Origin of the sequence: Methylococcus sp. EFPC2, assembly GCF_016925495.1 — a bacterium.
Taxonomy (GTDB): domain Bacteria; phylum Pseudomonadota; class Gammaproteobacteria; order Methylococcales; family Methylococcaceae; genus EFPC2.
On the sequence record NZ_CP070491.1, the window covers coordinates 2,746,781 to 2,772,219 of the forward strand.

A 25,439-nucleotide genomic window follows, 5' to 3' on the forward strand; every position below is an offset into this window, starting at 1 on the left:
CACCGCCATCAATTTCAGCGACTTACGGAATCTCAAAGCGCACGGGATGTAAGAACCCCGACAATGTTTGTCGGGAATAGGCGCAAAAAAAACCAAGGGGAAATACGGGCATCAGCCCAGCGGGGCGGCGCATCGGCCGGTCGGCGCCTTAAGCCAAGCCGAAATAGCGCCCGCATCAGGCCACCGCCTCGGCCTCCCCTACTTCTTCCAAGAGTTCTCCCAGGAACCCACCGCTCTGATGCGCCCATAAGCGGGCATAGAGACCCCCACGGGCCAGTAACTGGGCATGGGCGCCCTCTTCGACGATGCGCCCCTTGTCCATCACGACGAGGCGGTCCATGGCGGCGATGGTGGACAGGCGATGAGCGATGGCAACCACGGTCTTGCCTTCCATCAAACGGTACAGGCTTTCCTGTATCGCCGCTTCCACCTCGGAATCCAGCGCGCTGGTGGCTTCGTCCAGCAGCAAGATGGGCGCGTCCTTGAGCATTACACGGGCGATGGCGATGCGCTGGCGCTGCCCGCCGGACAGCTTCACGCCACGCTCGCCCACATGGGCGTCGTAGCCGATGCGGCCCTTGGGATCGGTCAATCCCAAGATGAAATCATGGGCCTCCGCGCGCCGGGCGGCGGCGATCATTTCCATCTCGCCGGCACCGGGGCGGCCGTAGAGGAGATTGTCGCGCACCGAACGGTGCAGGAGAGACGTGTCCTGCGTCACCATGCCCACCTGGGCGCGCAGGCTTTCCTGGGTGACCTGGGAAATATCCTGGCCGTCGATGAGGATGCGGCCGGCATCCAGATCGTAGAAGCGCAGCAGCAGGTTCACCAGAGTCGATTTGCCGGCGCCGGAACGGCCCACCAGGCCGATCTTTTCGCCCGGGTGGACGCTGAGGTTGAAGCGTTCGAAAAGTTTCGGGCCATCCTTGCCGTATCCGAAGCCCACCGACTCGAAGCGAATCTCGCCCTGTTTCACCTGCAAGGCCAGGGAGTCGGGCCGGTCGGTGACGGCGCGGATCCGGGAGAGCGTGTTCATGCCGTCCTGTACCGTGCCAATGTGCTCGAACAGGCCGGAAACCTCCCACATTACCCAATGGGAGATCCCGTTGAGGCGCATGGCCATGGCGGTGGCGGCAGCCACCGCGCCCACGCCCACCCGGCCTTCGCTCCACAACCACAGGCAGGAACCCGCGGTGCCCGACACCAGCAGCATGTTCAGGGTATGGATCACGATCTGGAAGCGGGTCACCAAGCGACCCTGCCGGTACACGGTACGCAGGAACTCCTCCATCGCGCGGCGCGCATAGGCCGCCTCGCGCCCGGCGTGCGAGAACAGCTTGACGGTGGCGATGTTGGCGTAGGCGTCGGTGATGCGTCCGGTCATCAGGGAGCGCGCATCGGCCTGGCTCTGCGCCACCGACCCCAAGCGCGGCACGAAGAATCGCAAGGTGCCGGCGTACAGCACCAGCCAGATCAGGAAGGGAAACAGCAGCACCGTGTCGAAACTGGCGGCCACCAGCACCATGGTCACAAAATAGATGACCACGAAGACCAGGATGTCGGTGAGCACCAGCACGGTGTCGCGCGCCGCCAGCGCGGTTTGCATGACCTTGGTGGCGACCCGGCCGGCGAATTCGTCCTGGTAGAAGCTCATGCTCTGGCCCAGCATCCGCCGGTGAAAGTTCCAGCGCAGCCGCATGGGGAAATTGCCCAGCAAGACCTGGTGCTTGATCATGGTCTGGCCCGCGATCACCAGCGGGCTGGCCAGGAGTATGCCGGCCAAGAGCAGCAGTTTATCGCGCTCGTCGATCCACAGCCGCGCCGGCTCCACCCGCTCCAGCCAGTCGACGACACGCCCCAGCATGCCGAACAGAATGGCTTCGAACACGCCGATGACGGCGGTGAGCAGAGTCATGGCGGCGATCCAGCGCCTGAGACCTTGCGTGCAGACCCAAAGAAAAGGGAACAATCCGCTCGGCAGGGGCGGAGAAGACTCGGCGGGGAAAGGATTTACCCGTTTTTCAAACCAGTTCAGCATGGAGATTCCGTTTCGGATCCGTTCAGAAGAGAAGCCCGCCTCACAAAATACCGGGCTTGGGCGCTTGCGGATACCGAGCACGCGTGAACCCGCGCCGAAAATTCACCGGTTCCGTGTCTGCCAGGCATGAGCCTCGGCTGGATCGGACGCGTCCGTTTAGGCGGCGGCGAACTCCGGGCGTCTTGCGTTAAGCCTTCTCCGCCACCCGCTGCTCGGCGTTGTACAAGTGGTAGCTATTTCTGCCGGCTTGTTTGGCTGCATACATGGCTTCGTCGGCATGGCGCAGCAAACCCGCGGCATCGGTAGGGTCCTGCGGATAGACGGTCACGCCGATACTGGCGGAAACCTGCAACGTCAGTTCACGTACCACCACCTTACCGGCTGCGGCGTGCAACAGGCGATTAACGACGGGCTGCCAATCATGCGGCGATTCCAGTTCGGTCAATACCGCGACGAACTCGTCGCCACCGATGCGCGCCAACGTGTCCCCTTCGCGCAGGGCGGCTTTCATGCGCTGAGCCAGCGCTATCAACAGCTCGTCGCCGACATCATGGCAATGCTGATCGTTCACCGCCTTGAACCCATCCAGATCGAGATAGACCACGGCGAGCAAACGAGCGTGCCGGTGGCACAGAACCACGGCTTGCCGCAGACGATCGGCCAGCAGCAAGCGATTGGGAAGCCGGGTCAACGCGTCATAATGAGCGGTGAGTTCCAGTTCCGCTTCGTGTTGCTTCAAGTACGTAATATCGGAAAACACTCCGACGTAACGGCTCACCTTACCCGCCTCGTCGCACACCGCCGAGATCGAGATCAGATGGGGATGCGCCTCGCCATTCTTGTCGCGATTCCAGACTTCGCCGCGCCAAGCGCCCGTTTCCCTGAGCGATCGCCACATCGCTTCCGGAACCACGGCCCCATGACGGCCGGCCGATAGCAGTTTGGGCAGATGGCCCAAGACTTCTTCGCGGGTGTAACCGGTGATGTCGGTGAACGCCGGGTTCACATCGACGATGCGGCCCTTGGGATCGGTGATCAGGATGCCCTCCCGGGTATTGGCGAAGACGCTGGCGGCCAGGCGCAAGCGCCCTTCGGCGGAGACATCTTCGGTCACGTCGGTGACGAACCCGTGCCATAGGGTGCTGCCGTCGGCTTCGCGCTGAGGAGTGGCATGCCCCAACAGCCAACGGACATCGTCGTCGGCGAGCATTATCCGGAACCGCTGCTTCCAGACCGTCAAGGATAGAGCGGACTGCTGTATGGAGGCCATGACCGCGGCGTAATCATCCGGGTGCAGCAAGGCATGCACCGGCTGTGCCGTACCTTTTACCGCCTCGGGCTCCAGGCGAAACATTGCGCGCATCGCGTCACTGGCGTAAGGCATATGCGCACTGCCATCGGCACGCACGCGGTACTGATAGATGACGCCGGGCACCTGCGTGGCCAGGTTATGCAGCAAATCGTAACTGACCTGCAACTCGGCCGTACGCTCGGCAATTTGCCGCTCCACGGAGGCATAAGCCGCTTTGGCCCGGTATTCGGACACGCTGTGCGCGGCTAGCTGTTTCGCCAAACCGGTCAGCAGACTCAGTATGGCCGGCAGTTTCTCTTCACTGACGATGGGGACTTCCGCCAGCGCCTTGAAATAGTCAGCCTTGTCGAAACCGAATTCGGCCCTCTGCGCTTCGAAATAATCCGGATCGGGCGGGTTAAGCAGGAACTGCCCTATGAACAGGTTGGCGACATGACGTCCCTCGACCACGATAGGCGAGGCGCAGTCGGTGAGGCCATTGCGGCAGCGATAAATGGCATAGGTCTTACCCTCCTGCATCTGCCGCGACAGGCTGATGTCGCTTTCCCGGCAACGCGCCAGGGTTCCGCTGTGGGTACGGTGAAACGTCAGGCACAGACGCTGCCAATTGGACGAGGCCAGGACACGCCCCTGAAAGTCGACGATCGCCACCGGCAGGCCGATCACTTCGAGTAAGCTTTGGAAGATCGCGTTCATCTGGCCGAAGTCGATCAATTGCGCCAAATCAAGCTCTTCTTCCGCTAAATCAGACCGCGGCTCGCGATTCCATTCGGCATCGAGCGGATCCCGCATCTGCCGAACTACGGGCGAGCGCACGAACAATAGCGGCGCTTCATGCGGGCCGTCTTTCTTGTCAGCCATGCTTTTTCCCTCGTGGTCCCTTACTGCCTGCCCAGCGTGACGCATTCATCCGCGGATGTAAACTGCTCGCGCTACTTCCACGAGGTGCCGACAGGTCATCGCGCCGTGGACGACCGAGGCCAAGCGTTTTTTCGGAGTTCTTCGGATGCTTGGCCTGAATAGCCATCGGACGATACGCATACCGTCATCCGATCCGCCGGCAGGATAGGACGGCAGAGATGGCATGATCGGAAGGCGCCTCCCCTGATGTATTCTCGCCGCTGCCGCAAAAGCAGGGCGTGGCGGAAGCCAGCCGGTCGGCGCGCGCGCCTGCGCGGTCTAGTCCTTGGCAGGGGCCGACGCCGCCAGTCCAGCCACGGCTTTTTCCAGCTTTTTCAAGCGCGACCAGATTTCAGTGAGCCTGGGCATGACCGCCATGTTTTTCAGATATTGCTGCAGCGGTTGAACCGGACCGCCGGCATACATGCCGGGCTCCTTGATGCTGTTGTTGACGCCGGCCCGGTGCAGCAGCACCGAATCGCTGGCGACGCTGACATGGTCCAGCACCCCGGTCTGGCCGGAGGCGATGACGCGCTTGCCGAAGCGGCTGGAACCGGAGATGCCGGTGTGGGCGCAAAGTATGCAGTCCTCGTCGATCTCGACGTTGTGGCCGATGTGGCACAACGCGTCGATGACGGTGCCGGCGCGGATGACCGTCGCGCCGTAGGTGCCGCGGTCTATGGTGGTATTCGCGCCGATCACCACGCGGTCTTCGATGACGACCTTGCCGGTATGCGGGATGCGGTAGTTATGCCGTTTTTCGTCCTGGGCGAAGCCGAAGCCCTCGGAGCCGATGACGCAGCCGGCCTTGAGCATGGCCTGCGCGCCGACCTCGCAGCCGTAACTGATCACCACGCCGGGATGCAGGACCGTTTGCGCGCCGATGCGGGCGTCGTGTTCGACGACGACATTGGCGAGCAGCACCGCCCCTTCCCCGAGGCTCACGTTCGCGCCGATCACGACCCCGGGACCGATCACGGCATCGGTCGGCACCTGGACACTCTCGTGGATAACGGCAGAGGGATGGACGCGCGGCCATTCGTCCGTACGGTAATCACGATCGTCATAAGCCTGCTTGACCAGCGCCGTCGCCAGCCGCACGTTGGCGGCCACCAATATGGCCAGATCATCCCCTTCCGTCAGTTCGTTGGCGATCGCTTCGCTCGTGATGACGGCGGACGGTTGGTGTTCGCGCACGAGGGGCAGATATTTCGCGTTGTCCACGAACACCAGGTCACCGGGACCACAGTCCTCGACCGGTGCGAAACGGCCAATAGCATGGTCCGGCCCGTCATGGCGGGTGATGAGTCCTTGTTGGCTGAAGCGGCTGAAAATCTCGGAGGGTTTCAAATTCATGCTGTTAGGAACGGAAGTTTGTCGATCAAGGCAGGATAACCGCTCGATTCCCATGAGGGAAGCGCGTGCGTCGGCCTGTATAATGACGCACGGGCTTACGAACGCTCGATTCCGGCGGTCGTGAAAGAGCTCGGTCGTTGCCGGTTCGAAGCTTCCACAAGGTAACTCAACGGAGACTTAGAGGAGATTTTGGGCATGAAGACTGTGTTGAACGTAAAAGGCATGAAATGCGGCGGCTGCGAGAACACGGTCCGCACCACCGTCCAGGCTTATCCCGGTGTGCAGTCGGTGAGCCCCGACCACAAGGCCAATACGGTGGAAATCGAGTTCGACGAGGGCCAGGTGAGTCTGGAAACGATCAAGAAGGCGATCGCCGACCAGGGCTTCCAATTGACCTGATTCCGTCAGGGTTCGGCGCGGCCGGCCATTGATTTTTGTCCGCGGATTCCGTGCAATGGCGCGCGCCCGTCCCCGACCCACAGCCGAAAACAGATAAGAACAATAAGGTGTCTCGATGAAAACTCCGCTGCAGATCGCCGTGACGGGCGCGGCCGGGCAGATCAGTTATGCGCTGCTGTTCCGGCTGGCCGCCGGCGAATTGGCGGGCATCGACCAGCCAGTCGTGTTGCGCTTGCTGGAGGTGCCGGAAGCCGTGGCGGCCTTGCAGGGCGTGGTGATGGAACTGGCGGATTGTGCTTCGCCCGTGTTGGCCGGCGTCGTGGTCACCGACGATCCGCAGATAGCCTTCCAGGACGCCGACCTGGCCTTCCTCATCGGCGCCAAACCCCGCACGGCGGGCATGGAACGGCGCGACCTGCTGCAAATCAACGCCGAAGCCTTCGCCCTGCAGGGAAGAGCCCTGAACACGGCCGCCAAGCGCGACGTGAAGGTGTTGGTGGTCGGCAATCCGGCCAACACCAACGCCCTGATCACGCTGAGCAACGCACCCGAGATCTCGCCGCGCAACTTTTCGTCGATGGCCCGGCTGGACCACAACCGCGCGCTCAGCCTGCTGGCGACGCACACCGGACACCCGGTGAGCGAAGTCAGCCGGGTGGCCATTTGGGGAAATCACTCGCCCACGCAGTACCCCGATCTGCATCATGCCCTCGTGGCGGGCCGCCCTGCCTTGGAGAAAGTGGAACTGGCCTGGTACCGGGACGTCTTCATCCCCACCGTCCAGCAGCGCGGTTCGACCATCATCGAAACCCGCGGCCGCTCCAGCGCCGGCTCAGCCGCCCACGCCGCCCTGCACCATATGCGCAGTTGGCTGGCCGGAACGCCCGAGAACGACTGGGTCAGCATGGGGGTATACAGTGACGGCAGCTACGGAATCCGGGAAGGCCTGGTTTACTCCTTCCCGGTCGTCACGGCGGATGGCGATTATCGTATCGTCCAAGATCTCCCGCTCGACGATTTCGACCTCGAACGCATGAGGGCGAACGAGGCCGAGCTATTGGCCGAGCGGGATATGGTGCGGCATCTCCTGCGCTCCTGAGCGTGCCGGAATCAGCCGGGGCAATACCGGCTCTGACGCGTACTTAGCATCATCGAGGAGCGGGGCGCGGCATGAATTGCCCGAAAGCCCGGGCGCCGGCTCCGGTCTTCAAAGTGGAAACCACTTTCAAGGCCTCGGCGTCGATGACCGAGACGGTGTCCGCGAACCAGTTGGCCACGTAAACGTGCCGCCCGTCCGGATGGGTGGCGATGCCTTCCGGATATTCGCCCACCTTAATCCGGCCGGTCACCGCCAAGTTATCCGTATCGATCACCGTCACATCGTTGTCGTACTGGTCGGTCACGAACACGTGCTTGCCTGCCGCCGCCAGGGCATAAGGCCTATCGCCCACGGCCAGAGTCTTGATCGGCTGCATCGTGCCGGTGTCGACGACGGTGACATCGTTGCTCTCGACATTGGCGGAATACAAACGCTGGCCGTCATCCGATAGATAAATTCCGAAAGGATGCCGGCCGACCTGCACGGTGCGCGCCACGGCACGGGTTTTCGCGTCGATCTCGGTAACCGTGTTGTCGTCCCGATTGGCGACATAGACCCTGGCCCCGTCCGCCGAAACCACCACGCCGGCGGGGACATGACCCACCGCTATCTTGGTTGTAGCGGTCCGCCCATCCAGATCGAGCACGAGCAGGCTGGCCTCGTACCAATCCGCCACGTAGGCGGTCCGGCCGGCCGGGTCGATGGCGATGCCCAAAGGCCCCTCGCCGAGCGGCAGGTTGGCCGTCACGGCGAGCCCCTTACCGTCGATGACCGTCACCGTCTTCTTGCCGGGATTGGCGACAACCACGCGACCGCCGTCCCGACTCACGGCCACTCCCGCCGGCTCGGAACCCTTCGGCAACTCGAGGGTCTTGACCACGGAACCCGAAGCGGTATCGATGACGGAAACGCTGTCGCCCTTCTGGTTGGTGATCCAGGCGTAGGGCTCGGCCTGCGGGGCGCCCGAAACGAAAAAGGCGGCGATCAACGCCGCCGCCTTCGCCTCAAAGCCCGAAGCTTTGATGGAGATTCGCATAAGGCGGATTACTTCTTTTCCGCCAGCGCCTTCACATTGGCCAGAGTCTCCTTGTACAAGGAGGTGATAGCCTTGTTGGCGGCTTCTTCGTTCTGGTCCGGCGGCGGGTTGTTGTTCAGGAAGCAACGGTAGTAAGCGCCGTTCCACTCGACCTTGGAGCCGCTGCCGCTGGCTTCCACGCTGATATTCGAGGAATAGTTGTTGACCGGCAGCACCGCGCAATCGGGTTCGTCGCTGATGCGGTAGGAATATTTCTTGGCGGCGGCATCATAGGACTTCAATTCTTCCTTGATGACCCCGCCCTTCTTCAGGGTCAGCTCACGGGTGGCGCCCTTTTCGTTGCCACCCTGCGCCGTGGTGCTGGCGACGGCCGGTATCCAGGCGGCATTGCCGAAATCCTTGATGATGTTCCACACCACATCCGGCGAGGCATTGATTTCGATGGTTTCGGTCACTTTCTGGCGCGTCGGGCCATGGGCATCGGCGGTGGCGGTCCAGGCCAGCGCGACGGCGGCCGCGAGCGTAGCGATTTTTTTCATTAACTCCTCCAAGTGGTCTGCGTTGAAACGCCGCCTAGTATAAGGACAAAATCTGAGCGGGTTAACTGATAATTTCCCGACCCCAGGCGCGCAGCGCCTCGAGCACGGCCAGCTTGCGCGAGTCGTCCGCATGCTCCCGACCCAGTGCCTCGATGCGGTTCTCATACTCCGTCAGGGTGATGGAGGCGCCATGACCGGCTTCCGTCAGCCGGGTCCGGCGCAAGGTCTCCCAACGCGCCCTTTCCTCCTCGCTCAGCGTGTCGGGCCAGTTGCGGGCGCGGTAGCGGAACAGCATTTCCGGCAGGCGGGCGTCGTCGAAATCGAAATAGCGCCGGGCGAGATCCTCCGGCCCCAAAGCGCGTATCTCGGACATGCGGTAGCGGTCCGCATCGCCGAAAAATCCGCCCCGGTAGATCATCAAATCGGGATCGCCGTCGTCCGGCTTTTCCGGCGGAGCAGCGGAAAAGACCTCCGCCAGCTTGCCGTCCAGGCCGGATGCGCGGCGCAACGTTTCCAGATGCCTGCGACACCGCTCGAGATCGAGTTGCAGGCGTTCGATGTCGGCCGGCCTCAGCACATTCATCGGCGCGAGCACCGGGCAGCGGTTGAGATGCACGGTCTTCAAGGGGATCCGTTCCACGCCCTCGGGCATGTCGCGGACGGGCGTAAACAATCGGGCGCGGATTTGCTCGACATCCAGTTCCAGCAAAGGCGCGGGATCGGCGCTCAGGTCGTAGACGATGACCCCGTTGCCGTTGTCCGGATGACGGGCCAGCGCGACCACCACCGCCAGGCAATGGCGCTCGGCCGGAAATTTTTCCGAAACATGCAGGACGGGGGCAAACTCGCCCAGTTTGATCAGGGCCGCCGCTTCGCGCTTGCCCCGGTTGGACCAGAGGAAATCGTACAGCCTGGGCTGACGCTGACGAAGCAGGCGGGCCAGTTCGACGGTCGCGCGCACGTCGACCAGGGCGTCGTGCGCGCCGGCGTGGGCGATGCCGTTGGCCGCGGTCAAGACCTCCAAACGAAAACTGGGTCTTCCCTGTTCGTCCCTTGGCCACTCGATTCCCTCCGGCCTCAAGGCGGCGGCCGCGCGCACCGCGTCGATCAGATCCCAGCGCGAATTGCCGCTACGCCATTCGCGTTCATAGGGGTCGTAGAAATTGCGGTACAGCGTGTTGCGCGTCACCTCGTCGTCGAAGCGCAAGGTGTTGTAACCCAAGGCGCAGGTACCGGGCCGTGCCAATTCGCCATGAATCGCGGCGACGAAATCCGCCTCGCAAACGCCTTTTTCCCACGCCTGTTGCGGCGTGATGCCGGTGACCAGACTCGCTTCGGGTGTCGGCAACGTATCCAGGGATGGACGGCAATAAAGCGTCAGCGGCTCGCCGATGGGATGCAGATCCAGGTCGGTCCTGAGCCCGGCGAATTGCACGGGACGGTCGCGCCGCGGATCGATGCCCGAGGTCTCGTAGTCGTGCCAGTAAAGTGTGGTTCTGGACATTCAATAAAAAGCGATCACGTCGGAGCAGCGTGTCCCACGACGTGCTGTGCCTAACGGCGTTCCCTACGCCGCACGGCCGCACTTGCGGGACGGTTATTGCCTTCGGCGCCCCAGCCGTCCCCCGTCGACTCGCTCCAGCGACCTTAGAGCCGTCGCCTCCGCATCGCTCCGAGATGACTCTACGGCCTGTTCGGGATGCCTTGCAGGTCACCTACGGACGCAATAAAGCCTGCGCCCTGCGGTGCCCCGCCCGGCCCTGGGCCTTCTGGGGGGCATGGAAAACATCCCGGTCTACCCGCTGCGCGGCTGACCTTTGTTTTCCAGCTCCGCCGTGATCGCTCGAAAGAGGGGATTGCAAACTTATTAGCGTAGAGCTACCAAGGCCTTCAACACGTCTACGCGACTCAGCACGCCCACCAGTTTACCCTCGTTGACGACGGGAAAATGGCGCAGTTGGGTGCCGGAAAATTTGTCCACCGCGTCCAGTATGCTGGCTTCGGCGTCGAGCACGGTCACATCGCGCGTCATCAGTTCGCCCACCTTGCCGCCCATGTCCTCGTGGTAGGCCGAGGTGGAGATGATGCGCAGACAATCCAATTCAGAGAACGCGCCCAGTATTTTCCCCTGTCCATCCACCACGGGAGCGCCCGTGATGCGGTGCTCCAGCAGTATGCGTATGGCTTCATGAACCCCGGTATCCGGGCGAAAAACCACCGGATTCGGTGTCATGTACTCTTTGACGCTGATATTCGCTAGCATGATGTCCCCCTTGTTGTTGTCTGACTCCCAATGGAAATCGAAGGAGGCGGCTCAAAGATTCTGCGCCTCCTCCCACTTGCGACGCTTGTCACATTTCTCCACGCAAACGCAATCGGCCGCCCCCGGGCCGCCGCAACTGCCCTTGATGGCATGCCGTCCGAATATCACGCCTATCGCCATGATGAAGATCACCACGGCGATGACGGCGAAACTGATCAGGAAAAGTGTCATAGCTTTATCTCCGCTGGCCGGCTCATACACCGGATGGTCTTGAATCTGGAATGGACGCTTTTTACGCTCACCCGCCCTTCCGCGCAAGCCGCCGCAAGCAGAAAACCAGGGCTGTGCTTAACCCCTCTCCCCAGACGACGGAGACCACACACTCCGAGTCAGTCAGCGCATGGATTCCATACACACCATATATAGCTCAGACAACACATTTGAATACCCCCGGCGCCAGCTTCGAAATATCGCGCGCCCTATGCTTCTAGCGGGCAATGCCATTGCCGATCCACGCGCCGGCCGCTGCACCCAGGCCGGCGCCCAGCGGGTCGCCCTTGCTCATTTCGTAACCTATCGCACTGCCCACGGCGCCTCCGACCAAGCCTTGCGCCGAACGCTGGTCGTAGCTCTGGTAGCGCGGCACCGGTGCCGGAGCATGAATCACCCGTTCGGGATAGTAGACATGCTCCACGATGACGTGTTCGTCGTGGTCATGGTGGTGGTGCCCCCAGCCATGCCCACGGCCATGGCCATGGCCGTGCCCATCGGCCATGGCGGCGGACGAAAACAAGACACTGATGAAGATCGCTTTGATCAGATTAAACATAGCCGCCTCCTTTAGGCATGCGTTTCAGACGTGGGAAAGTCTAATGAGGCCAGCTTAAGCCCAGATGAGCCCTACATTAAGAACAGATTAAGACCGACCGCACAGGCACAAAAAAAGGGGAGCCCGAAGGCTCCCCTTGTTGTTCGACTTTGACCTGATTAGCCGCCGAAGTCGTCCAGCAGGATGTTTTCGCGTTCGACGCCGATGTCCAGCAGCATCTTGATGACCGCGGAGTTCATCATGGGCGGACCGCAAAGGTAGTACTCGCAGTCCTCCGGCGCCGGATGGTCCTTCAGATAGTTCTCGTACAGCACGTTGTGGATGAAGCCCGTGTAGCCGGTCCAGTTGTCTTCCGGCTTGGGCTCGGACAAGCCGATGTGCCAAGTGAAGTTCGGGTTTTCGGCTTGCAGCGTGTTGAAATCGTCCACGTAGAACATTTCGCGGAAGGAGCGGGCGCCGTACCAGAAGGTCATCTTGCGCTTGCTCTTCAAACGGCGGAGCTGGTCGAAGATGTGCGAACGCATCGGCGCCATGCCGGCGCCGCCGCCGACGAAGACCATCTCGTTGTCGGTGTCGCGGGCGAAGAACTCGCCGAACGGACCGGAAATGGTGACCTTGTCGCCCGGCTTCAGGCTGAAGATGTAGGACGACATGATGCCCGGCGGTACATCGTCACGCCCCGGCGGAGGCGTGGCGATGCGCACGTTGAGCATGACGATGTCCTTCTCTTCCGGATAGCTGGCCATGGAGTAGGCGCGGATGGCCGACTCCTTGACGACAGACTCGTACTTCCACAGGTTGTACTTGTCCCACTCGTCGCGGAAGCGTTCCTCGACGGCGAAATCGGCGTACTTGGCGTGGTAAGGCGGACACTCGATCTGGATGTAGCCGCCGGCGCGGAAGTCGATGAGGTCGCCCTTGGGCAGTTCCAGCACCAGCTCCTTGATGAAGGTCGCCACATTGTGGTTGGAACGCACGGTGGCTTCCCACTTCTTCACGCCGAAGACTTCGTCGTGGACATGGATCTTCATGTCCTGCTTGACGGTCACCTGGCAGGCCAGACGATCGCCGGCCGCCGCTTCGCGCTTGGTGATGTGCGAAAGCTCGGTCGGCAAAATGTCGCCGCCGCCTTCCAGCACCTGCACCCGGCATTGCGCGCAGGTGCCGCCGCCGCCGCAGGCCGAGGAGACGAACAGATTGTTGTCGGCCAACGCCGTCAGCAGCTTGGAGCCGATCGGAACGTGGATCTTCTTTTCGTGGTTGATCTCGATTTCGACGTTACCCTCGGCCACCAGCTTGGACTTGGCGCCCAGAATGACGAACACCAAGGCAATCACGATCACCGTGAAAAAGGTAACTCCTAGAATAATTTCCAACATCGCGTTTTATCCTTCAGAGCTGGATGCCGGAGAAGGCCATGAAACCCAGGGCCATCAAACCGGCGGTGATGAAAGTGATGCCCAAACCGCGCAGACCCGGCGGCACGTCGCTGTATTTCAGCTTCTCGCGCACGCCAGCCATGGCGGTGATCGCCAGGGCCCAGCCGAAGCCGGAAGACACACCGTAGACCACGCTTTCCTGGAAGTTGTAGTCGCGCTCGATCATGAACAGCGAGCCGGCCAGGATGGCGCAGTTCACCGTGATCAGGGGCAGGAAGATGCCCAACGCGTTGTACAAGGCCGGAAAGAAGCGGTCCAGGGTCATTTCCAGGATCTGCACCAGGGCGGCGATGACGCCGATACAGCTCATCAAAGCCAGGAAGCTGAGATCGGTGTCGTTCAGACCGGCCCAGGACAAGGCGCCTTCCTTCAGCAAATAGCCGTAGATCAGGTTGTTGGCCGGGACGGTCAGGGTTTGCACGATCATGACCGCGATGCCCAGACCTACGGCGGTGCTGATCTTCTTGGATACCGCGATGAAGGTGCACATCCCCAGGAAGAAGGACAGCGCCAGGTTCTCGATGAAGATCGATTTAACGGCAAGACTGATCAAGGCTTCCATTAGTGTGCCTCCCCGTGAGCGGCATGACTGATGGCGAAGTCGGCCTTCTCAACTTGTACCGGCTTCCAGGTGCGCACCGCCCAGATCAGCAGGCCGATCAGGAAGAACGCGCTCGGAGGCAGCAGCAGCAGGCCGTTCGGCACATAGGAGCCGCCGTCTTTCACCAGGGTGAGGATGTCGATACCCAACAGCTTGCCCGAACCGAACAACTCGCGAACGATGGCCACGGTGATCAGGACCAGCGAATAGCCCAGGCCGTTGCCGACGCCGTCCCAAAAGCTTTCCAGCGGCGGGTTCTTCATGGCATAGGCTTCGGCTCGGCCCATCACGATGCAGTTGGTGATGATGAGGCCGACGAATACCGACAACTGCTTGCTGATGTCGTAGGCGAAAGCCTTGAGGAGCTGGTCGACCACGATCACCAGCGAGGCGATAACGACCATCTGCGCGATGATGCGGATGCTGCTGGGCACGTGGTTGCGGATGAAAGCGATGCCCGCGCTGGAACAGGCGGTCACGGCGGTGAGCGCCAGACTCATGATCAGCGCCGTGGACAACTGCGACGTCACCGCCAGCGCCGAGCAAATGCCCAGCACCTGCAGGGTGATGGGGTTGTTGTCGACTAACGGGTCTAGGAGAACTTTCTTGGTTTCAGCTTCCATCGTCTTAACCTCTTTGTGATCTGAATTTGGCCAAGTAGGGGGCGAAGCCTTCGGAACTCAGCCAGTAGCGAACCAGATTGGTCACGCCGTTGCTGGTGAGGGTGGCGCCCGCCAATCCGTCGACCTGATGCTCGGAACCGGGTTTGCTCGGATCGACCGAGCCCTTCACCAGACCCAGCACCGGTTCACCGACTTCGGTATGGTCCTTGGCAAAGAATTCCTTGCCAGCCTCGCCGGACTCCTTGTAGACCTTCTTGCCTTTCCACAAGGCCTTCCACTTCGGATTGACCACTTCGCCACCCAGGCCGGGGGTTTCCGCCTGGTCGAACAGATTCAGCCCGATGACCGTCTGGCCATCGGCTTCCAGGGCGAGGTAGCCGTACATGGTCGACCACAAGCCGTAGCCGTTGACCGGCAGGATCACCGCCTTGGTCTTGCCCTCTTCCTTCACCAGATAGACCTTGGCGTAGCGCGGCTTGCGGCCGATCTTGGCGATGTCCTTGTCGGCCGGAATCTCGTAGCTGGAGCCCGGATCCTTGGCGGCCTTGCGCTGGTTGTAGGTGGCCGGGTTGACGGCGTCGATGTAGTCGCCGGTTTCCAGGTCCACGATCTTGGCCTCAAACTTCTTGAAGGCTTCGTCGACGTTGGTGTCTTTTTCCAGCAGACCGACCACTTCCAGGATGTTGACCTTCTCGTCGGCTTCCTTGTTGGCGACCTGCAAGGGCTTCAGGATGACCGCGGAACCGGACACCAGCACCGCGCCGACCAGGCACAGGGCGAAGGCCACCGCGATGGTTTTTTCGAAGCTGTCATTGGGCAGCGACAGGATGCGCTGCGCGTAGACGTTTGCTCGCTCCACCCAGCCGGCGAACTTGTCGGAGAACTGCGCTGTTTGATTGCTATTAGGCATGACGTTTCACCCTTCTCTTGATATTCGCCTGCACTACGAAGTAGTCGATCAACGGCGCAAAAATGTTGGAGAACAAGATCGCCAGCATGATGCCTTCCGGGAATGCCGGATTGACCACGCGGATCAGTACGGTCATGAAGCCGACCAGGAAGCCGAAGATCCAGCGGCCCACCTGGGTCTGAGCGGCGGACACCGGATCGGTGGCCATATAGACGGCGCCGAAGGCGAAGCCGCCGGCGGTCAGATGCCAGTACCAGGGGAAGGCGAACATCGGGTTGTCGTTGCTGCCGATGATGTTCAACAGGATCGAGGTGACGACCAGGCCCAGCACGGTGCCGGCGATGATGCGCCAGTTGGCGATGCGGGTGTAGATCAGGAAGGCGGCGCCCACGATGATGGCCAGGGTGGAAGTCTCGCCCATGGAGCCCTGTTCGATGCCGAAGAAGGTGCTCCACCAGGAAATGCCGGCGGCATGAACTCCGTCCAGACCGCCCAGAGCGGCCAGGCCCAGGGTGGTCGCGCCGCTGAATCCGTCCACGGCGGTCCAGATGGAATCGCCGGACATGGATGCCGGGTAGGCAAAATAAAGGAAGGCACGGCCGGTCAGCGCGGGATTCATGAAGTTCTTGCCGGTACCGCCGAACACTTCCTTGCCGATCACCACGCCGAAGGAGATGCCCAAAGCCACCTGCCACAGCGGAATATCCGGCGGCAGGGTCAGGGCGAAGAGGATGGACGACACGAAGAAACCTTCGTTGACGTCGTGACGGCGTACGGTGGCGAACAAGACTTCCCAGATGCCGCCCGCCACCAGGGTGACGATGTAGACCGGGAAGAAATAAAGCGCGCCGTGCAGCAGATCGGAGATCGGATTGGCCGGGTTGTAGCCGAAGACATCCAGGATCGCACCGCGCCAGCCCGGAGCCGAGGCCACGCCCAGCGCCTCCATGGCATGATTGGCCTGATAGCCGGTGTTGAACAGGGCCACCAGCATGCAGGGCAGCGCGGCGATCCAGACATAGGTCATGACGCGCTTGAGGTCGATCGCGTCGCGCACATGGGTGGCGCCCGCAGTCACGTCGGCCGGCGAATACAAAAACGTATCCACCATTTCATAGACGGGGTACAGCTTTTCGAAGCGGCCGCCCTTGGCGAAGTGCGGGTGCAGCTTGTCTAAAAATGCTCGGGTAGCAGACATTAGCCTTCCTTCTCGATTTGGGTAAGATTCTGTCGCAGCGCGATACCGAAATCGTGCTTGCCCGGATCGACGAAGGTGGCCAGGGCCAGATCTTCCTCATCGAGTTCCAGGGCACCCAAGGACTGGGCCTGGTCGGTGTCGCCTATCACCAGCGCCTTGAGCAACTGGGTCGGCAGGATGTCCAACGGGATAACGTCCTCGTAAACGCCGACCGGCACGATGGCGCGCGGGCTGCCGAACTTGCTGGTGTGCAGCGGGAACTTGCGGCCACGTTCCTTGGGCAGGCTGGAGAGCAGCACGTTGAGGAAGGAGAACTTCTCGCGACTGGGTATGATCCAGCCCATGAACTCGCGTTCCCTGCCCTCTTCCAGCACGGAAACCTGCAAGTGGTACTGTCCCAGATAGGCTCCCCAATCTTCCGCCTTGCGGCCGTTCAGAATGGAACCGGAAATGACGCGGGTCTCCTTGTCGGTCGCGATCTGGCCGGTGACCAGGTCGCTGAGGTTGGCGCCGACGCGGGTGCGCACCAAACGGGGTTTGCCGACCGCAGGACCGGCCAAGGACACCACGCGCTCGACATTCAGCTTGCCGGTGGTGAACAAGGCACCGATGGCGATGACGGCCTGATAGTCCAGATGCCAGACGGTCTTGGCCGCGCTGACCGGGTCCAGAAAATGGATATGGGTGCCCACCAGGCCGGCCGGATGCGGTCCTTCGAATTCGGCCGTCTCGACCCTGGGCGCACTGGCGGCGATGGCCACACCGGGAGCCTTGCTCAGGTAGACCTTGCCTTCCGTCAGCCTGGAAATCACCGTCAGGCCATTGGCGAAATCCTGCGCCCGGTCCTTGATGACCACGGCCGGGTCCGCCGCCAGCGGATTGGTGTCGATGGCGCTGACGAAGATCGAACGGGGGGAGGTTTCCGGGTTGGGAATCTTGCTGTAGGGGCGGGTGCGCAGGGTGGTCCACAGCCCCGAAGCCAGCAGGTTCTGCTTGACCTGCTCGGCGCTCAGATTCGCCAGATCGGCTTGCGGATAGGACTGGAAGGTCACCTGATCGTCGGAGCCGTCCAGGTCGATGACCACCGACTGCAGCACGCGCTTGTGACCACGATTGATGGCCTTGACGGTGCCCGCGCCAGGGGAGGTGAAGACCACGCTCGGGTGCTGCTTGTCGGAGAACAGCACGTCGCCGAGCTTGACCTTATCACCCTCGGCGACATTCATGGAGGGCTTGAGCCCCACATGATCCAAGCCTATCAGGGCAACCGACTTGGCGACACCCCCGTCGCCAAATATCGTCTGCTCGGGCGCCCCCGTGATCGGCAGATCCAAGCCTTTCGTAATTTTAATTGACATAATAGAGCCTGTTTATCAGACAAAAAAACGGCCAAACCAACCCCCTCGCATTCCTGCATCAGCGGTGTGAATACCAGGGAGGGATAGATAGGGTGCCAACCCAGCGAGCCTCGCCGAACGGCCGTTGCACAGCAGGCAATCGATCCCGGCGGACGCACTAAGTCAATGATAAATCGGGGTCGCATTACACCATAAAGCCCATGCCCGGACAATCCGAAACCCGGCTGGATAGCGGCCGATTTCCGGCACGTATCGTCAACACCTTGTTTCCAAGTATCGGCATCGGGACGCTGCGATATCGTCGGTACGCCCTGCATACGGCCGCATCCTCATGGCGCGCTCATGACTCGGGCGGGAGCGAACGAGGAAACCACCCGCCGGGTCGAGGACGCGACAACCCCGCTGCCGGCAAGTGCGGCATGGGCATCGTCGATGGACCGCGCCCCCCGCCTTCAAACGTTAATCATCCGCGCTCGAGGACTACAAGCAGCCGGGATGGGTGGCGTAAACTGCGCGCGCCAAATTTCGCCCCGTTATCGTGTATTCTCGCCCCATCTCACTTTGGAGTATCGGCTCATGTTGCCCCGTTTCTTCGCATTGTGGCTCGTTTTCATGCCCTGGATGGCGAACGCCGACTCCGGCGCGCATCACCTTACGATCGGCGTGCTGGCATTCGGCACGGTGAATTGGGAGTTGGCCGCCATCCACAACGAAGGGCTGGACCGGAAATACGGCCTGGACCTGGAAGTCAAAACCCTGGCCAGCCCCGAGGCAGGCAAGATCGGCCTGCGGGCGGGTAGCGTCGACGTGATCGCCACCGACTGGATCTGGGTGGCCCAGCAGCAGCAAACCGGCGCAGATTACCGGTTCATACCCTATTCCACCCACGCCGGCGCATTGATGGCTCCGGCCGGTTCGCCAATCAAAGGCGTCGCGGACTTGGCCGGCAAACGCCTGGGCATCGCGGGTGGAGCGCTCGACAAGAACTGGGCGATGCTCAGGGCTCTGGCACAAAAAGACGCCAAGCTCGACTTGAATCAGGCGGTCGACAAGGTTTTCGGAGCGCCCCCCCTGCTCAATCAGCAACTCCGTGACGGCAAACTGGATGCCCTGCTGGATTTGTGGCATTACGCCGCCAAGCTGGAGGCGCAGGGTTACCGGCGCGTGCTGGACGGACGGGAGGCTTTGCAGGGCTTGGGCATTTCCGAACCCTTGCCGAATCTGGGTTACGTGTTCAAGCAATCCTGGGCCGGCAGCCACGCTCCGGCGCTGGATGCCTTTCTGAAAGCGGCGGGCGAAGCGAGAAACCTGCTGTGCGAATCGGATTCCGCCTGGCAAAAGATCCTGCCGCTGACCGATGAGCCCGACGTGAAATTGCAGGGCGTGTTGCGCCGCGAGTATTGCGCCGGCAAGGTGAAGAGTTGGGGCGAAGCGGAAAAGCGCGATGTGGCGAAGCTCTATGCGCTGCTGCGCCAGACTGGCGGCGCCGAGTTGATCGGCAAAGCGGAGAAGCTTCCGGCGGAAATTTTTTGGCCCTACGAGCTTAAGCCCTAAAACTCGGTTTTCCCGAAGGGAGTGCGGGCATTACACTCAGCTTACCGTTTCGAACCGGAGCCGCCATCATGCCCGACACGCCGCCTCCCACCCTCACCGAAATGCCTGCCGTCGCCGGGGGCGGCCTGCTGGACCGGCGTTTGTTCCTCAAGCGAGGCATGGTGTTCGGCGTCGCCGCCCTGACCGCCGAAACCGGAATGGCCGACGCCTTGGACAGGCCGGTCTGGATGTCCAGACCAGGCCAGCCCTTATCCAATTACGGCCAGCCGTCGCCCCACGAGAAGGACGTCATACGCTGGATTTCCGCCAATGCCCAAGCGCCCGGCAACGGCATTTCCTGGACCCCCCTGCACAAGCTGGCCGGCACGATCACGCCATCGGGCCTGCATTTCGAGCGTCATCACAACGGGGTTCCGCAGATAGACCCGGCGCAGCACCGTCTGCTGGTCCATGGCTTGGTTCGGAAGCCCATATTCCTCGACCCCGCACGCTTGCACCGTTATCCCATGCGCTCGCGCGTCTGTTTCGTCGAATGCGGCGGCAACAGCAACGCCGGCTGGCATGAGGAGCCCATGCAGGCTTTGGCCGGCAACATGCATGGCCTGGTCTCCCACAGCGAGTGGACCGGTGTGCCGCTCGCCACCGTGCTGGAGGAGGCTGGCGTGAAACCCGAAGCGCGCTGGATCATCGCTGAAGGTGCTGATGCGGCCGCCATCAATGCCAGCATTCCTCTGGAAAAAGCCTTGGACGATGCGCTGCTGGCGCTTTATCAAAACGGCGAACCCATCCGCCCGGAAAACGGCTACCCCCTGCGCCTCATACTGCCCGGCTGGGAGGGCGTTACGCAGATAAAGTGGCTGCGCCGGCTGGAAGTCACCGATCGGCCCACCATGGCTCGCAACGAGACCGCCAAGTACACCGAACTGCAAGCGGACGGCAAGGCGCGGCAGTTCACCTTCCACATGGATGCCAAGTCACTCATCACACACCCCTCCTACGGCTACCGCTTGCAGGAACCCGGTCTGTACCAAATTTCCGGCCTGGCCTGGAGCGGGCGCGGCAAGATCCGCAAGGTCGACGTCTCGGCCGATGGGGGCAAGACCTGGGCCGAAGCGCAACTGCAGGACCCTATCCTGTCCTGCGCCTTCACCCGTTTCCAAATTCCTTGGCACTGGTCCGGAGGAGCGCAGATATTGCAAAGCCGGGCAACCGACGAGACCGGTTATGTGCAGCCGGCAAGGTCCGACTTGATCGCTCAACGCGGCCGGCACGGTTATTTTCATTACAACGCCATCGTCAGTTGGGCCGTAGAACCCGACGGGAGCGTGCACCATGTCTACGCCTAAGCCACGCGTTCTGCTGGTACTGGGCGGACTGGCCCTCACCGCCGGGGCCCAAGGCCAGGCGCCGGAAGGCCCGCACCTGGGAATACCGGCCAGCCCTTCCGACATCGCCGCCTGGAACATGACCGTTTATCCGGATGGCCAGGGTTTGCCGCCGGGCCGGGGAAAAGCGGCCGACGGCAAGACCATCTATGAACACCATTGCGGATCTTGCCATGGCCCCAAAGGGGCAGGCGGCAGCGCCGAAGAACTGGCGGGGGGAACGACGGAAAATCTCAAAGGACCTCATCCCGACAAGACCATAGGCGCCTACTGGCCTTACGCCACGACCGTATTCGACTTCGTCCGCCGCTCCATGCCGCTCGATGCGCCGGGTTCGCTGACCACCGACCAGATCTACGCGGTCACCGCCTACCTGCTGCACATCAACGGTTTGATCGAAGAAAATGCCGAGATCGGACCCCAAAACCTGGCCAAGGTGCAAATGCCCAACCGCGAAGGATTCGAATGGGTGGACATAAAGCGATAGCGAGCGTGCAGAGTACCGTGCAATTACATAACCCGCACGCAAGCAACCGGACCGGACTTAATCAGGAAGACATCGCCATGCACAGTCATGAGGCACCCGCAAAAAAACTTATTTCGATGTCGACGTTGGGGCGCAACGGTCGATTCGGAAACCAGGTATTCCAGTACGCTTTCCTGCGGATATATGCCGAAAAGTACGGTTTAAACCTGCAAACCCCGGACTGGATCGGACAAGTTTTATTCGGCCACTCCGAACCGGAGCCGGCAGTCGCGCACAAACAGGTCAAAGAAGCCGAGCATGACTTCCTGGGAAGCCTAAGGGAACCCATGGCTGATGCGCCCCACGATATCGATTTATGGGGGTATTTCTTATTCCACACTTCGCATTACAGACCCTATAAGAGCTTGTTCACGAGTTTATTCAGGCCGGTCCCCGACATCAAAACCGAGCTCGAAAACAGCCTGGGAAAGTTGAGGCGAGAATACGGCACATTGATCGGAATGCACTTGAGAAGGGGCGATTTCGGCTACGGCAATTACTTCATACCGCCGAACAAATGGTACAAGAAGTGGTTATCCGAATTATGGGAGCGTGAGCTCAACCCGGTGCTGTTTATCGCAAGCGATGAGCCGGTCAAAGTCATCCGGGATTTTCGGAAATATAATCCCGTCACCGCCGAAGACATCGGAGCTCATATGGAAAGGGCCGAGTTTTATCCGGATTTCTTCATCCTGAGCCAGTGCGACGCCCTGGCTATCTCGAACAGCACATTCTCGTTTTCGGCCGCCATGTTGAACGGGAGCGGCAGACTGTTTGCCAGGCCCAACTGTATTGAAAAGCGGCTCACATCGTTCGACCCGTGGAACAGCGATCCACTGTTGGAATGCTCAAATCCCGATATCGCCCTTCGGGTCGGGCAGAAAATCGAAATCCTCAAGGGTAGACTTTTCAATCGCATGAGCAAGCTGGAAGCCGGACTTACGCAAAGGTGGAATACCAAACATACCGTTTGAGACGCAACGACAGGATTACTCTAGGGCTAGGCTTTTCTTGATGGGCCGGCAAAATCGCTCCATCCCGAGATCCGCGACTTCGTTATGATCCGTATTGCCGCGACGTTGCCGCTTTGAACTCGTGGCGAAGTAATGATTGATGCGGTACTCCTCCGGAGATACCGAAACGACTCGCGTCCCGGGCAAGGACGACTTCACATCGTGGATGAACAGCAACTCGGTCAAACCTGGCTTAACCGCGCACTTTTCCCTGCCGGCTTCCAAGACACGGGGAGCTCGCCGGGTATAGTTTTCAATAACCAAACCAGCGGGCACCGTTTGAAAGCCCGAATTGCCGAACCAGATCATTTTGAATTGAAGCCCGGCGACGCTTGGGTCGTCACCATACTGATCAAGTATAGGTTTTAAACTCTCGCCCCCTGCGACAGGAAATATGAACTCATCCACATCTATAAACAGCATCCAATTGGTCCGGTCGCCATATTTGTAAAGGCAATGGTGCATCTGTCCTCGCTGACAAAATCGCCAACTATTGTCTATGGCACCCGACTCGTAGGGATAGTCCCAATCGATGAGCGTCACAGAGCCCTCCTCTATGAACGGGCGTAACAAGCGGCGGATTTTGCCTCTCTTGATGCTCCGGTTGTCGTAAATATAGAAATGGGTAGCTCCGAGCAGCTTATAGTAGGCTATCCATTCCGGCAAAAAACGATCCTCATCCTTCATCAAGGTACTCACCGACAGCAGTTCCTTCCTGCCTGGCTGGCCGAGGAATACCCTGAAGTCGGACACCAAGGTCAAAGACTCGATTTTCAAGTTTATCGAAGTCTGGGCTTTGTTTTTTTCCTCTTCCGGCACGGGAAAAAGCAGCAGCAGAACCTGCTGCCCCTCGATTTCGTGAGCTTCATCGTCGATCAGGATGCCACTGGAAACTTGCCCGGAAGGAAAAATGCACCGCAGTAGTGCTGGATCCGATACGCTGTCATAGCGGCCGACGATGCCTATATATTGGTTGTCTCGACACGAAAAAATGTCATAAATGGCGGGGCGTCCATTAAGCCTTATTTCCCGCCTATCGCCGTACGACGACTGAAACAGATTTTTTGTGTAAAAGAACCAAATCGGCGCCTTTTTCTGGACCATATTGACGATCACGTCCAGTCCTATCTTCTTGCCGATGTCTTTAATATGTTTTACTAATCCGGTATTCATGGAATGTCATCCGGGGTCGGTGCCAATGCAGAAGATGGTCGGCGCGTTTTGGACTTTTGCAACCATCGTCAGACCAAGGTAGTTTTCGAGGAATGGAGCGCTCAGCCAGCGTCCGGAAGATATTTATCCAGAGACCTCTCCATGATTCTAACCTCCGGAAACCACATAGCGCTCTCGTGCGGCTTGTTCAACAAGATAACAGGAACTGCCGGATTGAATATGGACGCCCAGGCGGATAAAAATGACGACGATCGGACTATGGTCGAACATCTGGAAAGCAACAGGGAATTAACCAGGGCATCGACCCCTTTAAGATAGTTATCGCCCCCGGATCCGAGAACGTGCAGCGGCGCCGTTCCGTCGCTTCTAAAATGATCGTCGCGAGACAGAACGGTAATGTCTGTGAAATGTTCCCTGATATAGTGAATGAAGGCCGCCTCATCGCTCGTCACGAATAAGGCATCAATGTCAGGATGAGCGTGCAGATAATTGAGTATGGTCTCCCGGCAATATCCCCAAGTTACTCGCGGAGCCTCTATGGCTTTGTCGGTGCCTCGAAAATGAACACCCAGGACGGTGCGGCTTGAAAAATATTTTTCGCAATAATCGTCGACTTCAGCGGATATCTCCGGACGCACGCCTATGTTATGCCTGAACAACTCGGCGGCATGTTCCAGGCTCAACTCATGGTAACACCACCCCGGCAATCGTAACTCGCTGATATTACGAACTCTGGTGACATGTTTCGGCCGGAACGATTCATCGTAGCCTTTATTGCGGAGCGCCAGGTTGTTAAAGTAGTATTTGAACCAATCCCTCCCCCGCTGATGCGAGACGTAGTTTTCGGAAGTCAGTTCCAAATAGGGAACAAGGCCATTCCGCTCGCAGTAATGAAGTATGAATAAACACCAGTTGAGTTTGGCAAAGAAACCCATTTTTGGGTTATGAAACTCGATGGCAAAAACGCCTTTATTCCATCTTTGCGCCCAGGGATAGTAGTAAGGCTTAATTGCGGAATCGACGGCCTCCAGTACGTCCCCGGGGGTTCTCAGCGCCGCGATTTTCCACCACATGTGTCTCAAATTCATCTAGGCCTCGTTACACCGGGTTTTCAATAAGGAAGCGCCCTAAAACTGCCAGTTTCATACCGATATTTAACCAAGTACCCGCAGAATAGCAAGAAATAGTCAGCATCAGAGACTCAAATACATGAAAAAAGCCGTAATACTCCTATCCGGAGGACTCGATTCCGCGACGGTCCTGGCGATCGCCGAAGACCAGGGATATATCTGCCATGCCTTGAGCTTCGACTACGGACAGCGCCACGGAGCGGAATTGAACGCCGCGCGACGCATCGCCGAAAAAGCGCGGGTGGCGGAGCACAAGCTGGTGCGCATAGGCCTGGACTCGATCGGAGGATCGGCCCTGACCGATCGGCGCATCGCCGTGCCTGACCATCCCCAGGAGGGCATCCCAGTCACCTATGTGCCGGCCCGCAATACGGTGTTTCTGGCCTTTGCCCTGGGCTGGGCGGAAGTGCTGGGCGCCCATGACATTTTCATCGGCGTCAACGCGGTCGATTATTCCGGCTATCCCGACTGCCGTCCTGAATTCATCCGCGCATTCGAGCAACTGGCCCAACTGGCCACCAAGGCGGGCGTGGAAGGCCACGCCTTGCACATCCATACGCCGCTCCTGACCCTCAGCAAGGCCGAGATCATCCGGACCGGCTTGGATCTGGGCGTCGACTACGCCCATACCGTGTCCTGTTACTCGGCCGATGCCCAGGGTCTGGCCTGCGGGGTGTGCGACTCCTGCCGGCTGCGCGCGGCGGGTTTTCGAGCCGCCGGCGTGGCCGACCCGACGCGCTACCGCGAGTGAGCCGGGA

The 25,439-nt window shown here is 60.3% G+C and carries 24 protein-coding genes; 7 read left to right on the forward strand and 17 right to left on the reverse strand.

Going from position 1 to position 25,439, the window contains the following annotated elements; translation table 11 throughout:
- Positions 1 to 175: 175 nt before the first annotated feature.
- The 3 genes from JWZ97_RS11635 to lpxD all read right to left on the reverse strand — a co-directional run bounded on the left by JWZ97_RS11635 (position 176) and on the right by lpxD (position 5,606).
- Entirely contained in the window at positions 176 to 2,038 is a 1,863-nt protein-coding gene (locus JWZ97_RS11635; protein WP_205429237.1) for an ABC transporter ATP-binding protein, read from the reverse strand.
- A gap of 187 nt (positions 2,039 to 2,225) precedes the next feature.
- Positions 2,226 to 4,211, reverse strand: a complete 1,986-nt coding sequence (locus tag JWZ97_RS11640; protein ID WP_205429246.1) for a PocR ligand-binding domain-containing protein — start codon at positions 4,209 to 4,211, stop codon at positions 2,226 to 2,228.
- Between the two features lie 318 nt (positions 4,212 to 4,529).
- Positions 4,530 to 5,606 carry a UDP-3-O-(3-hydroxymyristoyl)glucosamine N-acyltransferase gene (lpxD, locus tag JWZ97_RS11645; protein ID WP_205429248.1) on the reverse strand — a complete coding sequence of 359 codons (1,077 nt, stop codon included), beginning with the start codon at positions 5,604 to 5,606 and terminating at the stop codon, positions 4,530 to 4,532.
- A gap of 195 nt (positions 5,607 to 5,801) precedes the next feature.
- Here lpxD and JWZ97_RS11650 point away from each other — a divergent pair, with 195 nt between their 5' ends.
- Entirely contained in the window at positions 5,802 to 6,005 is a 204-nt protein-coding gene (locus JWZ97_RS11650) for a heavy-metal-associated domain-containing protein (RefSeq protein WP_205429250.1), read from the forward strand.
- A gap of 115 nt (positions 6,006 to 6,120) precedes the next feature.
- On the forward strand, positions 6,121 to 7,104 hold the full coding sequence (locus JWZ97_RS11655) for a malate dehydrogenase (RefSeq protein WP_205429252.1): 984 nt from the start codon (positions 6,121 to 6,123) through the stop codon (positions 7,102 to 7,104).
- Positions 7,105 to 7,153: 49 nt separating this feature from the next.
- Here JWZ97_RS11655 and JWZ97_RS11660 read toward each other — a convergent pair whose 3' ends face one another.
- From JWZ97_RS11660 to JWZ97_RS11715, 12 genes are all read right to left on the reverse strand, one after another.
- A complete protein-coding gene (locus JWZ97_RS11660; RefSeq protein ID WP_205429254.1) occupies positions 7,154 to 8,140 on the reverse strand; it encodes a glutaminyl-peptide cyclotransferase in 987 nt (328 codons plus the stop codon).
- 8 nt (positions 8,141 to 8,148) lie between these two features.
- Positions 8,149 to 8,679: an SRPBCC family protein gene (locus JWZ97_RS11665; RefSeq protein WP_205429256.1), complete on the reverse strand. Its 531-nt coding sequence runs from the start codon at positions 8,677 to 8,679 to the stop codon at positions 8,149 to 8,151.
- Positions 8,680 to 8,740: 61 nt separating this feature from the next.
- Positions 8,741 to 10,183 carry an exodeoxyribonuclease I gene (gene sbcB, locus JWZ97_RS11670; protein ID WP_205429258.1) on the reverse strand — a complete coding sequence of 481 codons (1,443 nt, stop codon included), beginning with the start codon at positions 10,181 to 10,183 and terminating at the stop codon, positions 8,741 to 8,743.
- 363 nt (positions 10,184 to 10,546) lie between these two features.
- Complete coding sequence (locus tag JWZ97_RS11675) at positions 10,547 to 10,942, reverse strand: CBS domain-containing protein (protein ID WP_205429260.1); 396 nt, start codon at positions 10,940 to 10,942, stop codon at positions 10,547 to 10,549.
- 51 nt (positions 10,943 to 10,993) lie between these two features.
- Positions 10,994 to 11,173: a (Na+)-NQR maturation NqrM gene (nqrM, locus tag JWZ97_RS11680; protein WP_205429262.1), complete on the reverse strand. Its 180-nt coding sequence runs from the start codon at positions 11,171 to 11,173 to the stop codon at positions 10,994 to 10,996.
- 256 nt (positions 11,174 to 11,429) lie between these two features.
- The gene (locus JWZ97_RS11685; protein WP_205429264.1) at positions 11,430 to 11,771 is read right to left on the reverse strand and encodes a hypothetical protein; all 342 of its coding nucleotides are present in this window, start codon (positions 11,769 to 11,771) and stop codon (positions 11,430 to 11,432) included.
- A gap of 158 nt (positions 11,772 to 11,929) precedes the next feature.
- Entirely contained in the window at positions 11,930 to 13,150 is a 1,221-nt protein-coding gene (gene nqrF / locus JWZ97_RS11690; RefSeq protein ID WP_205429266.1) for an NADH:ubiquinone reductase (Na(+)-transporting) subunit F, read from the reverse strand.
- A 13-nt stretch (positions 13,151 to 13,163) separates the two neighbouring features.
- On the reverse strand, positions 13,164 to 13,772 hold the full coding sequence (nqrE, locus tag JWZ97_RS11695) for an NADH:ubiquinone reductase (Na(+)-transporting) subunit E (RefSeq protein WP_205429275.1): 609 nt from the start codon (positions 13,770 to 13,772) through the stop codon (positions 13,164 to 13,166).
- Positions 13,772 to 14,434, reverse strand: a complete 663-nt coding sequence (locus JWZ97_RS11700) for an NADH:ubiquinone reductase (Na(+)-transporting) subunit D (RefSeq protein WP_205429277.1) — start codon at positions 14,432 to 14,434, stop codon at positions 13,772 to 13,774. Before JWZ97_RS11700 ends, nqrE begins: the two co-directional genes overlap by 1 nt.
- 4 nt (positions 14,435 to 14,438) lie before the next feature.
- Positions 14,439 to 15,344: a Na(+)-translocating NADH-quinone reductase subunit C gene (locus tag JWZ97_RS11705; protein ID WP_205429279.1), complete on the reverse strand. Its 906-nt coding sequence runs from the start codon at positions 15,342 to 15,344 to the stop codon at positions 14,439 to 14,441.
- Complete coding sequence (locus JWZ97_RS11710; RefSeq protein ID WP_205429286.1) at positions 15,337 to 16,542, reverse strand: NADH:ubiquinone reductase (Na(+)-transporting) subunit B; 1,206 nt, start codon at positions 16,540 to 16,542, stop codon at positions 15,337 to 15,339. The genes JWZ97_RS11705 and JWZ97_RS11710 overlap by 8 nt, the downstream gene beginning before the upstream one ends.
- Positions 16,542 to 17,900, reverse strand: coding sequence for a Na(+)-translocating NADH-quinone reductase subunit A (locus JWZ97_RS11715; RefSeq protein ID WP_205429288.1), 1,359 nt, complete (start codon positions 17,898 to 17,900; stop codon positions 16,542 to 16,544). Before JWZ97_RS11715 ends, JWZ97_RS11710 begins: the two co-directional genes overlap by 1 nt.
- Positions 17,901 to 18,476: 576 nt before the next feature.
- On the opposite strand from JWZ97_RS11715, the gene JWZ97_RS11720 reads away from it, so the two are divergent.
- From JWZ97_RS11720 to JWZ97_RS11735, 4 genes are all read left to right on the forward strand, one after another.
- Positions 18,477 to 19,454 carry an ABC transporter substrate-binding protein gene (locus JWZ97_RS11720; protein ID WP_205429290.1) on the forward strand — a complete coding sequence of 326 codons (978 nt, stop codon included), beginning with the start codon at positions 18,477 to 18,479 and terminating at the stop codon, positions 19,452 to 19,454.
- Between the two features lie 68 nt (positions 19,455 to 19,522).
- Positions 19,523 to 20,800: a sulfite dehydrogenase gene (gene soxC, locus JWZ97_RS11725; RefSeq protein ID WP_205429292.1), complete on the forward strand. Its 1,278-nt coding sequence runs from the start codon at positions 19,523 to 19,525 to the stop codon at positions 20,798 to 20,800.
- Positions 20,787 to 21,326 carry a c-type cytochrome gene (locus JWZ97_RS11730; RefSeq protein ID WP_205429294.1) on the forward strand — a complete coding sequence of 180 codons (540 nt, stop codon included), beginning with the start codon at positions 20,787 to 20,789 and terminating at the stop codon, positions 21,324 to 21,326. Before soxC ends, JWZ97_RS11730 begins: the two co-directional genes overlap by 14 nt.
- Positions 21,305 to 22,339 (forward strand): alpha-1,2-fucosyltransferase, encoded by a 1,035-nt coding sequence (locus JWZ97_RS11735; RefSeq protein ID WP_205429296.1) that lies wholly within the window; start codon positions 21,305 to 21,307, stop codon positions 22,337 to 22,339. Before JWZ97_RS11730 ends, JWZ97_RS11735 begins: the two co-directional genes overlap by 22 nt.
- A 15-nt stretch (positions 22,340 to 22,354) precedes the next feature.
- On the opposite strand, the gene JWZ97_RS11740 is transcribed toward JWZ97_RS11735, so the two are convergent.
- Positions 22,355 to 23,551, reverse strand: coding sequence for a glycosyltransferase family 92 protein (locus JWZ97_RS11740; RefSeq protein ID WP_205429298.1), 1,197 nt, complete (start codon positions 23,549 to 23,551; stop codon positions 22,355 to 22,357).
- A gap of 101 nt (positions 23,552 to 23,652) precedes the next feature.
- On the reverse strand, positions 23,653 to 24,639 hold the full coding sequence (locus JWZ97_RS11745) for a nodulation protein NodZ (protein ID WP_205429300.1): 987 nt from the start codon (positions 24,637 to 24,639) through the stop codon (positions 23,653 to 23,655).
- Positions 24,640 to 24,760: 121 nt separating this feature from the next.
- Here JWZ97_RS11745 and queC point away from each other — a divergent pair, with 121 nt between their 5' ends.
- A complete protein-coding gene (gene queC, locus JWZ97_RS11750) occupies positions 24,761 to 25,432 on the forward strand; it encodes a 7-cyano-7-deazaguanine synthase QueC (RefSeq protein ID WP_205429308.1) in 672 nt (223 codons plus the stop codon).
- Positions 25,433 to 25,439 lie beyond the last annotated feature (7 nt).

Coding starts and splice junctions, on each gene's coding strand:
- JWZ97_RS11660 (WP_205429254.1), bottom strand. CDS start 8,140: ATGCGAATCTCCATCAAAGCTTCGGGCTTTGAGGCGAAGGCGGCGGCG.
- nqrF (WP_205429266.1), bottom strand. CDS start 13,150: ATGTTGGAAATTATTCTAGGAGTTACCTTTTTCACGGTGATCGTGATT.
- lpxD (WP_205429248.1), bottom strand. CDS start 5,606: ATGAATTTGAAACCCTCCGAGATTTTCAGCCGCTTCAGCCAACAAGGA.
- JWZ97_RS11730 (WP_205429294.1), top strand. CDS start 20,787: ATGTCTACGCCTAAGCCACGCGTTCTGCTGGTACTGGGCGGACTGGCC.
- JWZ97_RS11665 (WP_205429256.1), bottom strand. CDS start 8,679: ATGAAAAAAATCGCTACGCTCGCGGCCGCCGTCGCGCTGGCCTGGACC.
- JWZ97_RS11650 (WP_205429250.1), top strand. CDS start 5,802: ATGAAGACTGTGTTGAACGTAAAAGGCATGAAATGCGGCGGCTGCGAG.
- nqrM (WP_205429262.1), bottom strand. CDS start 11,173: ATGACACTTTTCCTGATCAGTTTCGCCGTCATCGCCGTGGTGATCTTC.
- nqrE (WP_205429275.1), bottom strand. CDS start 13,772: ATGGAAGCCTTGATCAGTCTTGCCGTTAAATCGATCTTCATCGAGAAC.
- soxC (WP_205429292.1), top strand. CDS start 19,523: ATGCCCGACACGCCGCCTCCCACCCTCACCGAAATGCCTGCCGTCGCC.
- JWZ97_RS11655 (WP_205429252.1), top strand. CDS start 6,121: ATGAAAACTCCGCTGCAGATCGCCGTGACGGGCGCGGCCGGGCAGATC.
- JWZ97_RS11710 (WP_205429286.1), bottom strand. CDS start 16,542: ATGTCTGCTACCCGAGCATTTTTAGACAAGCTGCACCCGCACTTCGCC.
- JWZ97_RS11705 (WP_205429279.1), bottom strand. CDS start 15,344: ATGCCTAATAGCAATCAAACAGCGCAGTTCTCCGACAAGTTCGCCGGC.
- JWZ97_RS11740 (WP_205429298.1), bottom strand. CDS start 23,551: ATGAATACCGGATTAGTAAAACATATTAAAGACATCGGCAAGAAGATA.
- JWZ97_RS11745 (WP_205429300.1), bottom strand. CDS start 24,639: ATGAATTTGAGACACATGTGGTGGAAAATCGCGGCGCTGAGAACCCCC.
- JWZ97_RS11685 (WP_205429264.1), bottom strand. CDS start 11,771: ATGTTTAATCTGATCAAAGCGATCTTCATCAGTGTCTTGTTTTCGTCC.
- JWZ97_RS11735 (WP_205429296.1), top strand. CDS start 21,305: ATGGGTGGACATAAAGCGATAGCGAGCGTGCAGAGTACCGTGCAATTA.
- JWZ97_RS11640 (WP_205429246.1), bottom strand. CDS start 4,211: ATGGCTGACAAGAAAGACGGCCCGCATGAAGCGCCGCTATTGTTCGTG.
- JWZ97_RS11715 (WP_205429288.1), bottom strand. CDS start 17,900: ATGTCAATTAAAATTACGAAAGGCTTGGATCTGCCGATCACGGGGGCG.
- JWZ97_RS11700 (WP_205429277.1), bottom strand. CDS start 14,434: ATGGAAGCTGAAACCAAGAAAGTTCTCCTAGACCCGTTAGTCGACAAC.
- sbcB (WP_205429258.1), bottom strand. CDS start 10,183: ATGTCCAGAACCACACTTTACTGGCACGACTACGAGACCTCGGGCATC.
- JWZ97_RS11720 (WP_205429290.1), top strand. CDS start 18,477: ATGTTGCCCCGTTTCTTCGCATTGTGGCTCGTTTTCATGCCCTGGATG.
- JWZ97_RS11675 (WP_205429260.1), bottom strand. CDS start 10,942: ATGCTAGCGAATATCAGCGTCAAAGAGTACATGACACCGAATCCGGTG.
- JWZ97_RS11635 (WP_205429237.1), bottom strand. CDS start 2,038: ATGCTGAACTGGTTTGAAAAACGGGTAAATCCTTTCCCCGCCGAGTCT.
- queC (WP_205429308.1), top strand. CDS start 24,761: ATGAAAAAAGCCGTAATACTCCTATCCGGAGGACTCGATTCCGCGACG.